This window comes from Mesorhizobium sp. M1066 (genome assembly GCF_040318635.1).
Classification (GTDB): domain Bacteria; phylum Pseudomonadota; class Alphaproteobacteria; order Rhizobiales; family Rhizobiaceae; genus Mesorhizobium.
In genome coordinates this window covers 251,951-265,897 of the sequence record NZ_JAMYMR010000002.1, presented here as the reverse complement: position 1 = coordinate 265,897, position 13,947 = coordinate 251,951, and the positions used below count along the sequence as shown (strand labels likewise).

General features: G+C 65.2%; 13 protein-coding genes. 8 read left to right on the top strand and 5 right to left on the bottom strand.

All coding sequences use genetic code 11. The features are described from left to right. The first annotated feature begins 21 nt into the window (after positions 1 to 21). Genes NKH52_RS04305 through NKH52_RS04280 form a run of 6 tightly spaced genes read left to right on the top strand, consistent with a single transcriptional unit; the run spans position 22 to position 7,696 of the window. Complete coding sequence (locus tag NKH52_RS04305) at positions 22 to 1,002, top strand: sugar-binding transcriptional regulator (RefSeq protein ID WP_352728006.1); 981 nt, start codon at positions 22 to 24, stop codon at positions 1,000 to 1,002. Then, entirely contained in the window at positions 999 to 1,994 is a 996-nt protein-coding gene (locus tag NKH52_RS04300; RefSeq protein ID WP_352728008.1) for an aldo/keto reductase, read from the top strand. Before NKH52_RS04305 ends, NKH52_RS04300 begins: the two co-directional genes overlap by 4 nt. A 21-nt stretch (positions 1,995 to 2,015) precedes the next feature. After that, positions 2,016 to 3,713: a glycerol-3-phosphate dehydrogenase/oxidase gene (locus NKH52_RS04295; protein WP_352728010.1), complete on the top strand. Its 1,698-nt coding sequence runs from the start codon at positions 2,016 to 2,018 to the stop codon at positions 3,711 to 3,713. Then, entirely contained in the window at positions 3,704 to 4,546 is an 843-nt protein-coding gene (locus NKH52_RS04290; protein WP_352728012.1) for a class I fructose-bisphosphate aldolase, read from the top strand. Before NKH52_RS04295 ends, NKH52_RS04290 begins: the two co-directional genes overlap by 10 nt. Positions 4,547 to 4,568: 22 nt before the next feature. Beyond that, on the top strand, positions 4,569 to 6,083 hold the full coding sequence (locus tag NKH52_RS04285; RefSeq protein WP_352728014.1) for an FGGY-family carbohydrate kinase: 1,515 nt from the start codon (positions 4,569 to 4,571) through the stop codon (positions 6,081 to 6,083). Continuing rightward, positions 6,080 to 7,696 (top strand): GMC family oxidoreductase, encoded by a 1,617-nt coding sequence (locus NKH52_RS04280; RefSeq protein ID WP_352728016.1) that lies wholly within the window; start codon positions 6,080 to 6,082, stop codon positions 7,694 to 7,696. Before NKH52_RS04285 ends, NKH52_RS04280 begins: the two co-directional genes overlap by 4 nt. A gap of 12 nt (positions 7,697 to 7,708) precedes the next feature. Here the strand turns inward: NKH52_RS04280 and NKH52_RS04275 are convergent, their stop codons facing one another. After that, on the bottom strand, positions 7,709 to 8,626 hold the full coding sequence (locus NKH52_RS04275) for a LysR family transcriptional regulator (protein ID WP_352728018.1): 918 nt from the start codon (positions 8,624 to 8,626) through the stop codon (positions 7,709 to 7,711). Between the two features lie 131 nt (positions 8,627 to 8,757). Here NKH52_RS04275 and NKH52_RS04270 point away from each other — a divergent pair, with 131 nt between their 5' ends. Then, entirely contained in the window at positions 8,758 to 9,396 is a 639-nt protein-coding gene (locus tag NKH52_RS04270) for a DsbA family protein (protein WP_352728020.1), read from the top strand. 38 nt (positions 9,397 to 9,434) lie between these two features. Then, entirely contained in the window at positions 9,435 to 10,046 is a 612-nt protein-coding gene (locus NKH52_RS04265; RefSeq protein WP_352728021.1) for an NAD(P)-dependent oxidoreductase, read from the top strand. 171 nt (positions 10,047 to 10,217) lie between these two features. Here the strand turns inward: NKH52_RS04265 and NKH52_RS04260 are convergent, their stop codons facing one another. From NKH52_RS04260 to NKH52_RS04245, 4 genes are read right to left on the bottom strand one after another with little or no spacing between them, the layout of a single operon-like run. Continuing rightward, complete coding sequence (locus tag NKH52_RS04260; RefSeq protein ID WP_352728023.1) at positions 10,218 to 10,994, bottom strand: ABC transporter ATP-binding protein; 777 nt, start codon at positions 10,992 to 10,994, stop codon at positions 10,218 to 10,220. Then, positions 10,991 to 12,004, bottom strand: coding sequence for an ABC transporter ATP-binding protein (locus tag NKH52_RS04255; RefSeq protein ID WP_352728025.1), 1,014 nt, complete (start codon positions 12,002 to 12,004; stop codon positions 10,991 to 10,993). The genes NKH52_RS04260 and NKH52_RS04255 overlap by 4 nt, the downstream gene beginning before the upstream one ends. Further along, entirely contained in the window at positions 12,001 to 12,831 is an 831-nt protein-coding gene (locus NKH52_RS04250) for an ABC transporter permease (RefSeq protein WP_352728027.1), read from the bottom strand. The genes NKH52_RS04255 and NKH52_RS04250 overlap by 4 nt, the downstream gene beginning before the upstream one ends. Further along, the gene (locus tag NKH52_RS04245; protein ID WP_352728029.1) at positions 12,828 to 13,814 is read right to left on the bottom strand and encodes an ABC transporter permease; all 987 of its coding nucleotides are present in this window, start codon (positions 13,812 to 13,814) and stop codon (positions 12,828 to 12,830) included. Before NKH52_RS04245 ends, NKH52_RS04250 begins: the two co-directional genes overlap by 4 nt. Positions 13,815 to 13,947 lie beyond the last annotated feature (133 nt).

The window sequence follows — 13,947 nt, the reverse complement described above, 5'->3', positions numbered from 1 at the left end:
CTAAAGGCACCGAACAAGGCCATGGCCCCTCCCAAAACCCGCGACGACATCGCCGCTGTTCGTCAGATGCACCAGGCGCTTGTCCTGCATTATATCGAAGGAAAGACCCAGGCCGAGATCGCCGGGGAACTCGGCATCTCGCACGCCACCGTCAACCGGCTCATCAAGCGCGGCCACCAGCTCGGCCTCGTCGAGATCAAGATCAAGTCACCGATCGACCATCTGGTCGACCTGGAAGCGCGGCTGGTGGCGCTGGGCGGCATCGAGCGGGCGATGGTGGTTCCGTCGGTCTCCGACAACCCACACACGGCCCTGCAGCGCGTCGGCGAGGCGGCGGCTGGGCTGCTGCTCGACACCATCAAGGATGGCGACACGATTTCGATCACCGGCGGCAAGGGTGTCAGCGCGCTGGTCGCCGGTCTCAAGCCGGGGCGCCGCTACGACGTCGAAATCATTCCCGCCACCGGGCTGGTCCAAGGCAAGCACTACACCGACGTCAACCACGTCGCCTCGCTGATGGCCGACAAGCTCGGCGGCCGCGCCTACCAGATCCATGCGCCGCTGTTTGCCGATACCGCGCAGCAGCGCGAGATGCTGATGGGCATCAGCTCCGTCGCAGACGTGTTTCGCAAGGCGCGCGAGGCCGATGTCGCGGTGGTGGGTGTCGGCTCCATCCTGACCGACGATTCCAGCTACTACGACCTGCATCCATCCTCGAATGCCGATCGCCAGGCGATCGAAAAGTCCGGGGCGACAGGCGAGCTGCTCGCCCATCTCATCGACCGCCAGGGCAAGCTCTGCAATTATTCGCTCAACCGTTCGCTGGTCTCGTTGACGCTGGACGAGTTCGCGACCATCCCGCGCTCGATCGGCATTGCAAGCGGCCCCAGCAAGGTCGCGCCGATCCTCGCCGCCCTGCGCGGCAACCATCTCGACACCATCGTCACGGACGAGGCCACGGGGCTCCAGATCCTCGAACTGGCCGAACAGGAGGCAGCATGAATTCTCGACAGATCCAGCGGCAGATCGGCAAATCCGGCATATCGGCGTCGGCTGTAGGCCTGGGCACCTGGGCGATTGGCGGATGGATGTGGGGCGGCACCGACGAGAAGGAGTCGGTCAAGGCGATCGAAGCCTCGATCGATGCCGGCCTCAGCCTGATCGACACAGCGCCGGCCTACGGTCTGGGCCGCAGCGAGGCGATCGTCGGCACCGCCATCAAGGGCAAGCGTGACAGAGTGGTGATCGCGACCAAATGCGGGTTGAACTGGCATTCCGGCAAGGGCGGCCATTTCTTCGATCAGGACGACAAGCCTGTGCATCGCTATCTCGGCGCCGACGGCATTGTTTATGAGGTCGAGCAGAGCCTGCGGCGTCTCGGCACCGATCATATCGACCTCTACATCACCCATTGGCAGGACCCGACGACGCCGATCGCCGAGACGATGGCGGTATTGGAAAAGCTCAAGGCGGCCGGCAAAATCCGCGCCATTGGCGCCAGCAACATCAGCGCCGAGGATCTTGGCCACTATATCGATGCCGGCCAGCTCGATGCGATCCAGGAGCGCTATTCGATGATCGATCGCGAGATCGAAGGCAGCCTGCTGCCGATCACTCGCCGCCATGACATCGCCACGCTCAGCTATTCGTCGCTGGCGCTGGGGCTGCTCACCGGCACGGTCGACCCAGCGCGCACATTCGGCGGCGACGACCAACGCAAGGACAACCCACGCTTTTCCACGGCCAACCGTCAGAAGGTGGCAAAGCTGAAAGAGGCCATCGCCCCGATCGCCGAGAGCCATCAGGCGTCGATGGCGCAGATCGTCATCGCCTGGACGCTCGCCCAGCCGGGCATCACCTTCGCCCTGTGCGGCGCGCGCAATCCTGAACAGGCGCTCGACAATGCACGGGCCGGCGAGATCACGCTTGCCGCAAGCGAGCTTGCGGCAATCGACGCCGCGGCAGCCGCGCATCTCACCGCGATGGATGCCTGAGCAAAAAAGGCAACAGCCCCGATGAACCGTAGCCATACAATCGCTGGTCTGCGCGACCGGCCTGATATCGCCGTGCTCGTCATCGGTGGCGGCATCAACGGCATCAGCGTCTTTCGCGAACTGGCGCTGCAAGGCGTCGATGTCGTACTGGCGGAAAAAGGCGATTATTGCAGCGGCGCCAGTGCCGCCCTGTCGCGCATGGTGCATGGCGGCCTGCGCTACCTCGAAAACGGCGAGTTCAAACTGGTGCGCGAATCGCTGCTCGAACGCGACCGGCTGCTGAGGAATGCGCCGCACTATGTCGCCCCGTTGCCGACGACGGTGCCGATCTTCGACATTTTCTCCGGTCTCGCCAACGGTGCGGTGCGTTTCCTGGGGCTGACGCGGCGGCCCAGCCGGCGCGGGGCGCTGGTCATCAAGGCCGGGCTGGCCATGTATGACCTTTTCACCGCCGCACGGCGTTTGATGCCGACGCACAGGTTCAGGGGCCGCGCCGAAACCCTGAAGACATGGCCGGCGATCAATCCGGCGATCCGCAATTCGGCGACCTACTACGACGCCTGGGTGAGCCGGCCAGAACGCCTCGGTCTGGAGATGCTGCTGGACGCCACGGCGAGCGCGGCGAACGCCCGCGCCCTGAACTACGCTCAGGCGTCGTCGACCGGCGACGGCCTTGTCATCACCGACACGCTGACCGGCGAAAAGTTGCCGGTGCGGCCGCAACTGGTCATCAACGCCAGCGGCGGCTGGATCGACCTGACCAACAAGGCCATCGGGGCAACGGCGCAGACTATGATGGGTGGCACCAAGGGCTCGCATCTGATCGTCGACAACAGCGAACTGTTCGACGCGCTCGGCGGCCACATGGTCTATTACGAGAACGAGGACGGACGCATCTGCATCCTGTTTCCCTATCTAGGCAAGGTGCTGATCGGCTCGACCGACATCCGGGTCGATGATCCGGACAAGGTCCGTTGCGAGGCGGACGAAATGCGCTACATCCTGCAGTCTCTCGCCTTCGTCTTTCCCTCGATCAAGGTTGCCGACGACCAGATTGTGTTCCGCTTCGCCGGCGTGCGTCCTTTGCCGGCCAGCGAGGACAGTTTTACGAGCCGCATACCGCGAGATCACTTTTGCGAGTTCGTGGAAGCAAGCGGGCATCTGCCGGCGACGTTGTGCATGATCGGCGGCAAGTGGACCACCTTCCGTTCGTTTGGAGCGCTGGCCGCCGACATGGCGCTGAAGCGGCTCGGCCTCGCGCGCAGCCAGGGCACGCAGGACATGGCCATCGGTGGCGGCCGTGGTTTTCCGGCCGACCCGCAGGTCTGGTGCGCATCATTCGCTGCCGAGCATGGCCTGCCGGTCGAGCGCGCGCACACACTTCTGCAACGCTATGGCACGTCGGCCAGGGATTTCGTTTCGCACCCGGCGGGCGAACAGATGCTGCCGCGGTCGGACTATTCGGCAAGCGAGATAGGGCGCATCATCGAGCGCGAGCAGGTCGAGTGCCTCGCCGACCTGTTCCTGCGCCGCACCACCATCGCCATTTCGGGCGGTCTCAGCTTCGACCTCGTCAATGCCGTTCTCGACATGCTGGCGGCGCACAAGGGCTGGAGCGCCAGCGAGGCCGCCACCGAGCGCTCGACCTTCCTCACCTTGCTGGCCTACCGGCACGGCATCGATCTCCAGACGCATCAAAGGAGCGCCCTATGCGCGTAAACAAGAAAGTCCGCATGAACCGTCTGTTCGGCGGCGGCCGCTGTCTCGACGTCGCCATCGATCACGGCGTCTGCAACGAGCCGAGTTTCCTTGCCGGGCTGGAAGACATGGCCAGCGTCGTCAACCAACTGGTCAAGGCCGGCCCCGACGCTATCCAGATGAACTACGGCCAGGCCGACCTGCTGCAGGCCGTGCCTGGCAAGGACAAGCCGGCGCTGGTGATGCGCATCGACATGGGCAATCCCTATAACAGGATACGCCACCGGGCGATGTGGGCGGTGCTGCAGAACGAAGCCGAGCCCTTGCTTGGCGCCATCGAGATGGATGCGGCTTGCGTCGTGGTCAATCTGTTCATGCTGCCCGACGAGCCGGACCTGTTCCGGCAATGCGTGCAGAACATCGCCCGCGTGCGCGCGGATTGCGAGAAATACGGTCTGCCGCTGATGATCGAGCCGCTGGCCATGCTGCCGGTCGCAGAGCATGGCGGCTACATGGTCGACGGCGATGCCGAAAAGATCGTCACCTTGACCCGGCTTGCCCGCGAGATGGGTGCCGATATCGTCAAGGCCGATCCGACCACCGATCCCAACGACTTCCACCGCGTCGTCGAGGCGGCGCGCTGCCCGGTGCTGGTGCGCGGCGGCGGCAAGGAGGATCTGCGTGCCGTGTTCGACAAGTCGACTGCCTTGATGGCACAGGGTGCGCTTGGCATGGTCTATGGCCGCAACATCTACCAGCATGCCAATCCGAGCGCCGTCGTGCGCGGGCTGATGGCGATCATTCATGACGATGCCGATGGCGGCGTGGCCTGGGATCTGTACAACCAGGCATAGGCTGCGGCCTCGGGAGGCGCCAATGGCAAGCTACATCCTCGGCCTCGATGCCGGCAACACCGTCATCAAGGCCATCCTCTTCGACTTGTCCGGCCGCGAGCTGGCATTCGCCGCCCGTGACGGCCGCTCGTCCATGCCAAAGCCCGGACATGTCGAACGCGACCTCGACGAACTCTGGCGCAACGCGGTTTCGGTCATCGGCCAATGCATTGCTGAAGCCGGTATCGACGCCGGCGAGATCGTTGCCATCGGCTGCGCCGGTCATGGCAACGGGCTCTACGCGCTCGATCGCGATGGTGCGCCGTTGATCGGCATCCAGTCGCTCGACACACGCGCGGTCGGCATCGTTGCCGAATGGGCAAAAGAGAATGTCGGCGACCGCACCTATGCACATTGCCTGCAACGGCCGTGGGCGGCGCAGACACCGACCCTGCTTGCCTGGCTCAAGCGCTTCTCGCCGGCTTTGTTCGCCAACATCGGAACTGTGTTCCTGTGCAAGGATTTTGTCGTCAACCGCCTGACAGGTGCGCGCAGCAGCGATACTTCAGATATGTCGGGCTGCGGTCTGCTGCAGATGCGGGATCGCCGCTACGAGCCGGACCTGCTTGCCGCCTATGGGCTAGGCGATTGCATGGACCTGCTGCCGCCAGTGCTGGAATCGGCCGACATTGCCGGCCATGTCAGCGCGGAGGTGGCGGCCCTGACTGGACTGCGCATCGGCACGCCGGTCGTCGCCGGGCTGTTCGATGTCGTCGCCAGCGCGGTCGGTTCGGGCGTGACCAGAACCGGTGCCGCCTCGGTCATCGCCGGAACCTGGAGCATCAACCAGGTCATCACCGACGAACCGATCCGCGACCCTTCGATCTTCATGCTGTCGACTTTCGATCGCCAGCGCTATCTGGCGATCGAATCCAGTGCCACCTCGGCCGCCAATCTCGAATGGATCGTTCGCGAATTCCTCGAACATGGCGGCGAAGCCGGCAAGTCGCCGTTCGAATTGTGCAGCGAACTGGTGGCGTCAGTCGATCCCAACAGTGACATCCCGATCTATCATCCCTTCCTGTACGGCTCGCAGCAGAATGGCCATGCGCGCGCCGGCTTCTACGGCATCGCCGGCTGGCACAGCCGAGCACATCTGCTTCGTGCGCTGTTCGAGGGCGTCGCCTTCGAGCACAAGCGCCATGTCGAGACCTTGCACAAAGCGGGCGCCGATTTCGACCAGGTGGTGCTGTCCGGCGGCGGCTCGCGCAGCAGCGTCTGGCCGCAGATATTCGCCGATGTCCTCGGCGTGCCCGTTACCGTGGCGCGCAGCCGCGAAACCGGCGCGCTGGGAGCGGCGATCGCTGCGGGCACCGGCGTCGGCATTTTCGCGGACTATAGTGCCGGGGCCGCCGCCATGACTGCAGCCGCTCGACGCTTTGTGCCTGACGAGGCGGTTGCCGACGCGTATGCACGGCGGTATCGACTGTACGGCGAGATCAACCAGGCGATGACCCCGATGTGGGACCGCATCGCCGGACAGCAGGCGCGCACGTGACCGAAGCTCCACCGTCCCCGTTCGGCAGTTACGACTACGTCATCGTCGGGGCCGGCTCCGCCGGCTGTGTGCTTGCCAACCGGCTTTCGGCCGATCCGCGCAACAATGTGCTGCTGCTCGAGGCCGGGGGCAGCGACCGCTATCACTGGGTCGATATCCCGATCGGCTACCTCTTCTGCATGGGCAACCCGCGTACCGACTGGATGATGAAGACCGAGCCGGAAGCCGGTCTCAATGGACGCAGCCTCAACTATCCGCGCGGCAAGGTGCTCGGCGGCTGTTCATCGATCAACGGCATGATCTACATGCGAGGCCAGGCTGCCGACTATGATGGTTGGCGGCAGGCCGGCAATGCCGGCTGGGGCTGGGACGATGTCCTGCCTTATTTCCTCAAATCGGAAGACTATCACGGCGGCAAGGGCGCCATGCACGGCAGCGGCGGCGAGTGGCGGGTCGAACGGCAGCGGCTGTCGTGGCCGATCCTCGACGCCTTCCGGGACGCTGCCGAGGAACTCGGCATTCCGCGCACCGAAGACTTCAACACCGGCACCAATGAAGGCTCGGGTTATTTCGAGGTCAACCAAAGGAAGGGCGTGCGCTGGAACACGTCGAAGGCGTTTTTGCGCGGTATAGCGGGGCGCAAGAACCTGCGCGTGGTGCTCGGCGCGGAGACCGAACGGCTCGAATTCGACAGCCGGCGCGTCACCGGACTGGTTTTCCGCCAGGGCGGCCGCCTGCACCAGGTCCGCGCTGGACAGACGATCCTTGCGGCCGGTGCCATCAACTCGCCGAAGCTGCTCGAACTGTCGGGGGTGGGCCGCCCCGACCTGCTTTCGAGCATCGGCGTGGATGTTCGTCATGCCTTGCCGGGCGTTGGAGAAAACCTGCAGGACCATTTGCAGATTCGCACCGTCTTCAAGGTCGCCAACACCGCCACGCTCAACCAGCGCTACCACAATCTGGTCAGCCGTGCGTCGATGGGGCTGGAATACGCGCTCAAGCGCAGCGGGCCACTGTCGATGGCGCCGAGCCAGCTCGGCATCTTCGCCAGGAGCGATCCACGCCTCGCAACGCCCGATCTCGAATATCACGTGCAGCCGCTGAGCACCGACCGTCTGGGCGAGCCGCTGCATCGCTTTCCCGCGGTCACCGTCTCGGTCTGCAATCTGCGCCCCGAAAGCCGGGGCAGCGTGCACATGGGTTCAGCCGATGCGCGGGAGGCGGCGAAGATCCGCCCGAACTATCTTTCCACCGAGGGGGACCGCAGCGTGGCCGTCGCGTCGTTGCGCCATGTCCGCAGCCTGATGAAGGCCCGGGCGGTGGCGCGCTTTGCGCCGGAAGAGATGTTGCCCGGCACGCAGTATGACAGCGACGAAGAGCTCATCCGCAAGGCCGGCGATATCGGCACGACGATTTTCCACCCCGTCGGCACCTGCAAGATGGGTTCGGATACGATGGCGGTGGTCGACGAGGCCCTGCGTGTTCACGGGCTTGGCGGGCTGCGCGTGGTCGATGCCTCGATCATGCCGACGATCGTCTCGGGCAACACCAACTCGCCGGTCGTCATGATCGCGGAAAAGGCAGCCGAGATGATCCTGCAAGAGGCCCGCTGACTGCCATCGGCTTCAAGCCGCGGCAACACCGCGCGATCGCCGTCTCTCGGCCGCCGCGAGCAGATCGACGAAGGTGCGCACCTTGGCGGGCCGGAACCGGGCCGGCGGAAAGACCGCGTGGATGCCGCCTGACGGCAGGCTCCAGTCGGCAAACACCGGCACCAGCCGGCCCTCGCCGATATCGTCGCTGACGCTGTAGTCTGGAAAGACGCCGAGCCCGATGCCGACGAGCACACAAGCCAGGGCGGCGGGGCTCTTGTCGCACATGATGACCGGATTGAGTTCGGTCAGCACCGTTTCGCCGTCCCTGGAAAACAGCCATTGGCCGATGCCGCGCAACTGGGTGTTGCCGACCCAGGCCAGCGATCTTGCCTGGCGCGGCGTCACGTCGGGCGGCAGGCTCGCCGCGAAGCCAGGGCTCGCCACCACGATCTGCCGGATCGTCCCCAGGCGCCGCGCCTGGTTCGAGGAATCGGTGAGCCAGCCGACGCGGATGCCGAGATCGATCTGCTCGTCCACCAGATTGCTGACGGCGTCGTCGAAGATCGCCTCGACGCGCATATGCGGGTAGGTTCTGAGATAGGCCGCCATGACCGGAGCCACCATCTTGGTGCCGTAGTCGAGTGGCGCCGTCAGCCTCAGCGTTCCGCTCGGTTCGACGGCTCCGCGCGAGATTTCGCCATAGGCCGCCTCCGCTTCGCGCAGGATGATCATCGCGCGGTCATAAAAGAGGCGACCCTCTTCGGTCGGCGTGACACGCCGGGTCGTGCGCTGCAGCAGCGTTGCGCCCAGCTCCTCTTCGAGCTTGCCGATCTGATGGCTGACCACGGCCTTGGCGACGCCAAGCCGGTCGGCCGCGGCAGTGAACGATCCGGTTTCCATCACCGTGGTGAAATAAGCCAGCCGATTGAGGTTCAGAAGTTCGGCCAAGCTGGCTGCCCTTTGTATGATCAGATCAGACAGTTTGTATAATTGGGCGCCATTTATCGCAAGGCCGCCGTCTGCCACATATGAGCGACGGCCTCGATGAGTCCGGTGGCCGGGCAGGAATGGCAGCGACTATGAGCAATTCAGAAGTGACCTATCTTTTCGATCCGCTCTGCGGCTGGTGCTATGGCGCCACCCCGATGCTCGACCGGTTGCCGGCCACCGGCGTGCGCGTCGAACTGCTGCCGACCGGCCTGTTTACCGGCGCCGGCGCGCGGCCGATGGATGAAGGTTTTGCGGCGCATGCCTGGGCGAACGACCAGCGCATCGAGCGCCTGACCGGACAAGCGTTCACCCCGGCCTACCGGCACAATGTCCTCAATCTCCGTGGCACCCTGCTCGATTCGCATGCCGCCACACTCGGTATCACTGCCGCCGGCTTGGAAGATCCCAGCCGCCGGCTTGCCGCGCTGAAGACGATGCAGCATGCGCGCTATGTGGAAGGACGCGATGTCGTGACGATCGGCGGTGTGGCCGAGGTGCTCGCCGCCGCCGGCATGGCGGACGCCGCCGAAATGCTCAAGGCGTCGACTGAAACATTGCTGATGGCTCACCGCGATCTGGTTGGCCGTGGCCGTGCGCTGTTCCAGCGCCTGCATGCCGATGGTGTGCCTTCGCTGGCGGTCATCCGCAACGATGCGCCCCGGCTCATCGGTTCGAACGCACTGTTCGGCAGCTTCGACAATCTCGTCGCCCATATCGCGGCGGCGTGATCCCAGCCTCCAGACCCCCAAGAAACAAGGAAACAGACATGGCAAAAGTCGCTCTCATTGGTGCATCGGGCGCTGTCGGTTCGCGCCTTCTCAGGGAACTCTCCGATCGCGGCCACACCGTCACCGGCATTGCGCGCAACCCGGAAAAGATCGTCGTGCTTCCGGGCGTGACGGCGAGGAAGGGCGATGTCTTCGACAGACAAGGTCTCGCGGACCTGATCCGCGGCCATGACGCGGTGATCAGCTCCGTGCATTTCCTGGACAGCGATGCCGATACGCTGATCGAGGCGGTGCGCGCCTCCGGCGTGAAGCGCTATCTCGTCGTCGGCGGCGCCGGCAGTCTCGAAGTCGCACCGGGCAAGCGGCTGGTCGATAGCCCCGACTTCCCGGCGATCTACAAGGCAGAAGCGCAGAAGGGCGCCGACTTCCTGGACAGATTGAAGACGGTCAGCGACCTCGATTGGACGTTCCTGTCGCCATCCGCCATGTTCGTGCCTGGCGAGCGCACCGGCAAATTCCGCCTCGGCAAGGACACGCTTCTCGCCTCCGACAAGGGGAGCAGCATTTCCTTCGAGGACTACGCGATTGTCATGGTCGACGAGATCGAGAAGCCGGCCCACATCAGGCAGCGCTTCACCGTCGGCTATTGAGCGAACGGGTGGTGGCGGCCGAGCCTCAATCGAGGCCGGCCGACGCCAGCCGCATCAAGATTTCGCGGACGACGACGCCCCGGTAGGTTATCGGTGACGACGCCGTCCCGTCTCGGTGCCTCGGGCAAAGCAAATGCTGGGCTGTCATGCCTGCGATCCCACTTTTCGGGATCATGGTCCGGCCCGGCTCAATCTTGGCGCGGCCGCCACCAGCGCCTTGCCGATGGCTGATTGCGGCGCGTCGATGATGGCACAGGCATCGCCGTTCTCGGCAATTCGGCCGGCGTCGAGAAGGATGACGCGGTGGGCGACCGACCTGATGACGCCGAGATCATGCGAAATGAAGAGATAGGCGATCTTTTCCTGGCGTTGCAGGTCGAGCAAAAGCTCGAGGATCTCCCCGCGCACGGAGACGTCGAGCGCCGACACCGCCTCGTCGAGCACGATCAGCGACGGCTTCGTGGCGATGGCGCGGGCAATGGCGACGCGTTGCCGCTGGCCGCCGGAGATCTCGTGGATGGCGCGTGGGGCGAGATTAGCCGTCAGCCCGACGCGCTCCAGCAAGGCGGCGATGCGGCGCGGGCGCTCGGCGCGGGAGGCGATGCCATGGATGCGCAAGGGATCGTCGAGCACACGCGCCACCGTGGCGCGCGGATTGAAGGCGGCCAATGGGTCCTGGAACACCATTTGCAGGCGTGCGCGGCGTGCTCGCAGCGCGGCGCCGCTCAAGGCCCGGAAATCGTCGCTTTCGAATTCGATGCGTCCGTCGTCCGGCTCGATCAATCGCAGCACCAACCGCGCGATCGTCGACTTGCCGCTGCCGGAAGGTCCGGCCACCGCAAGTGTCTCACCGGGGTCGATGTGAAAGGAGACATCGTCGACGGCAGCGATGGTCTTGCCGCCGCGACGGTAGCGCTTGGTGAGGTTGGACACCGCCAGCAGGCTCATGCGTGGAGCCTGGCTCGGTTCAGCAACGGCCTGGTGTCGAGGCCTATATGGGCGTCGAGCAATGCACGCGTATAGGGCTGGGCCGGGGCGCCGACAATCTGCGCCGTCATGCCAAGCTCGACCAACTGGCCATGACGGAAAACGGCGATGCGCTCGGCAAGCTCGGCCGCCAGCGCGATGTCATGGCTGATGAACAGCAGCGTCATGCCGTCCTCGTTCACCAGGCGTCTGATCAAGGCGACGATCTCGGCCTGCACGATGGTATCGAGTGCGCTGGTCGCTTCGTCGGCGATCAGCAATTTCGGACCGGCCGCAATGGCGGCGGCGATCGCCACACGCTGCTTCTGGCCGCCGGAAAGCTGATGTGGGAAGGCGCGCAAGGCTGAGTCCGGGTCCGGCAGGCGGACGCGCTCGAGCAGGCTTTTGGCTTTCGCGTATGCTTGTGACCAATCGAGGCCGAGATGCGTGTGGGCAACTTCGGCGATTTGCTTGCCGATGGTCATCACAGGATCGAGGCTGGCGGAGGGGTCCTGGAAGACGAAGCCGATGTCGCGGCCGAGGAGGGGGATTTTGCGGGGCTCGGATCTGAAGGGCTGGCGTTCCGTCACACCCCCCTCTGTCCTGCCGGACATCTCCCCCGCAAGGGGGGAGATCAGCAGCTTCGCCGACCGCTCCCCTTCCGCGACATTGGTGATTGGCGAAGGCAGAGGTGAGAGCGCAATCTCCCCCCTTGCGGGGGAGATGTCCGGCAGGACAGAGGGGGGTGCCTTGGCACCCAAGATTGGCGATGGTTGCAAGAACCAATCGATATGCCCCTCAACCCTGGACGAGACCGGCAACAGCCCCGCAATCGCCAACGCCAGAGTGCTCTTGCCCGAGCCGCTTTCGCCTATGATAGCCGAGCGCTCGCCAGCCTCTATATCGAGGCTGACACCCTTCAGCGCCGTCACCTCGCTGCCGTCGCGGCGGTAGATCACCGTCAGGTCGCGGATCGAAGCCAGCGCGGTCACGACAGGCCTCTCCTGACCGCCGTCGTCTCGACGATGCCTTCACCGGCGAGATAGACGCCGAGCACGGTCAGCACCAGCGCTATGCCTGGGACGATCGACAGGAAGGGTGCGGTGCGCAGGACGGCGCGGCCTTCGGCGATCATGCCGCCCCAGGTGACCCGGTTGGGGTCGCCCAGGCCGAGGAACGACAACGCCGCTTCGGTGAGGATTGCGGCGGCGACGATCACCGACGACATCGCCAGCACCGGCGGCAAGGCATTGGGCAGCACCTCGCGAAAGGTGATCGCCAGCGGGTGCATGCCGATGACCCTGGCCCCGGCGACATAATCGCGTTCGCGAATGGAGAGGACTTCCGCGCGGGCCACTCTGGCAGGCCCCGTCCAGGTGCCGAGCGCGATGGCAATCACGACGATGCCGAGTGACGGTCCGACGACGCTGACGAAGGCCAGCGCCAGCAGGAAGCTCGGCACGGTCTGAAAGGCGTCGGTGATGCGCATCAGCACCTCGTCAACGAGGCCGCCGGCAAAGCCGGCCAATGTGCCGACCACGGCGCCGACGACAAGGGCGGCGACCGCGGCCGCAAGCCCGACAGCCAGCGATGTGCGGGCGCCATGAAAAAGCTCGGCCAGCACGTCGCGGCCAAGCCGGTCGGTGCCGAGCGGCAGCGACCAGTCCTGAAACGGCGGCAGCAGCGCCGGCCCGGCAATCGCTTGCGGGTCGCCGGGGAACAGCAGCGACGCCGACAGCGCCATGGCGATCAGCGCCGCCAGGAGGATGGCGCCGGCGACCGCCTCGGGCGTGCGCAGAAAGCGGCGGAGCGGGCTCACCCACCGGCCTCGCTGGCGCCTACGCGCGGATCGAGGAAGGCGTAGGCGATGTCGACGAGCAAATTGATGACAATGACCAGGACGGCGCTGGTGAGGATAATGCCGAGCAGAAGCGGCGTATCGCGGGAGGCGACCGCCTCCTGCGCCAGCCGGCCGAGGCCGGGCACGGAAAAGACGCTCTCGATGACGACGCTGCCGCCGAGCATCTGCGCCGACTGCAGGCCGAGCATGGTGACCAGCGGCAGCAATGCGTTGCGGGCGACGTGGGCGAGCACGATGCGGCGGCGGGATAGCCCCTTGGCGCGGGCGGCCAGGACGAAATCCTGCCGCCAGACCTCGGCCATGCCGGCGCGCATCATGCGCAGATAGAGCGCCAGATAAATGAAGCCGAGGGCGGAAACGGGCAGGATAAGATGGACAGCGATGTCGGCGGCGCGATCAAGGCCGGTTTTGTCGGAGGCCAGGGTTTCGATGCCGCCGATCGGCAGCCAGCGCAGGTCGACGGCAAAGACGACGATCAGCACCAGTCCGAGCCAGAAACCCGGCACGGCATAGAGCGCCAGTGAGCCGATCGACAGGAAGCGATCACGGAAACTGCCTGGCCGCGCACCGGCATAGATACCGAGTGCCGAGCCGAGCCCGAAGGAAAGCGCGGTGGCGCTGACCATCAAAAGCAGCGTGTTGGGCAGGCGTTCGAGGATCACATCACGGATCGGCCGGGAGAAGGTCACCGACTGCCCGAGATCGAGATGCAACAGCGCCCAGAGGTAATTGGCCAGCCGCGTCAGTTCCGACTGGTCGAGACCCCAGCGATGACGCAACAGCTCGATCATGCCGGCGTCGCCGCCGGTCGAGACGATATAGGCGTCGACCGCGTCGCCGGGGGCAGCTTCGAGCAGCAGGAAGGTGCCGACGACGACGATCAGCAGCACGAAGATACTGCCGACCAGGCGACGGCGGATGAGGGTGAGGGTGCGGGTCATGGGAAAAGGACGCCGGCCTGATCGTGAGAGGTGCGGTGTCTGGGCACCCCCCTCTGTCCTGCCGGACATCTCCCCCGCAAGGGGGGAGATTGGATGTCACCGACGGCTTCGCCAATTTTCGAGGTTGCATAAT

Excerpts from the sequence above, each read along its gene's own strand:
- NKH52_RS04305 (WP_352728006.1), top strand. The coding sequence starts at position 22 with ATGGCCCCTCCCAAAACCCGCGACGACATCGCCGCTGTTCGTCAGATG.
- NKH52_RS04300 (WP_352728008.1), top strand. The coding sequence starts at position 999 with ATGAATTCTCGACAGATCCAGCGGCAGATCGGCAAATCCGGCATATCG.
- NKH52_RS04295 (WP_352728010.1), top strand. The coding sequence starts at position 2,016 with ATGAACCGTAGCCATACAATCGCTGGTCTGCGCGACCGGCCTGATATC.
- NKH52_RS04290 (WP_352728012.1), top strand. The coding sequence starts at position 3,704 with ATGCGCGTAAACAAGAAAGTCCGCATGAACCGTCTGTTCGGCGGCGGC.
- NKH52_RS04285 (WP_352728014.1), top strand. The coding sequence starts at position 4,569 with ATGGCAAGCTACATCCTCGGCCTCGATGCCGGCAACACCGTCATCAAG.
- NKH52_RS04270 (WP_352728020.1), top strand. The coding sequence starts at position 8,758 with ATGAGCAATTCAGAAGTGACCTATCTTTTCGATCCGCTCTGCGGCTGG.
- NKH52_RS04265 (WP_352728021.1), top strand. The coding sequence starts at position 9,435 with ATGGCAAAAGTCGCTCTCATTGGTGCATCGGGCGCTGTCGGTTCGCGC.
- NKH52_RS04260 (WP_352728023.1), bottom strand. The coding sequence starts at position 10,994 with ATGAGCCTGCTGGCGGTGTCCAACCTCACCAAGCGCTACCGTCGCGGC.
- NKH52_RS04245 (WP_352728029.1), bottom strand. The coding sequence starts at position 13,814 with ATGACCCGCACCCTCACCCTCATCCGCCGTCGCCTGGTCGGCAGTATC.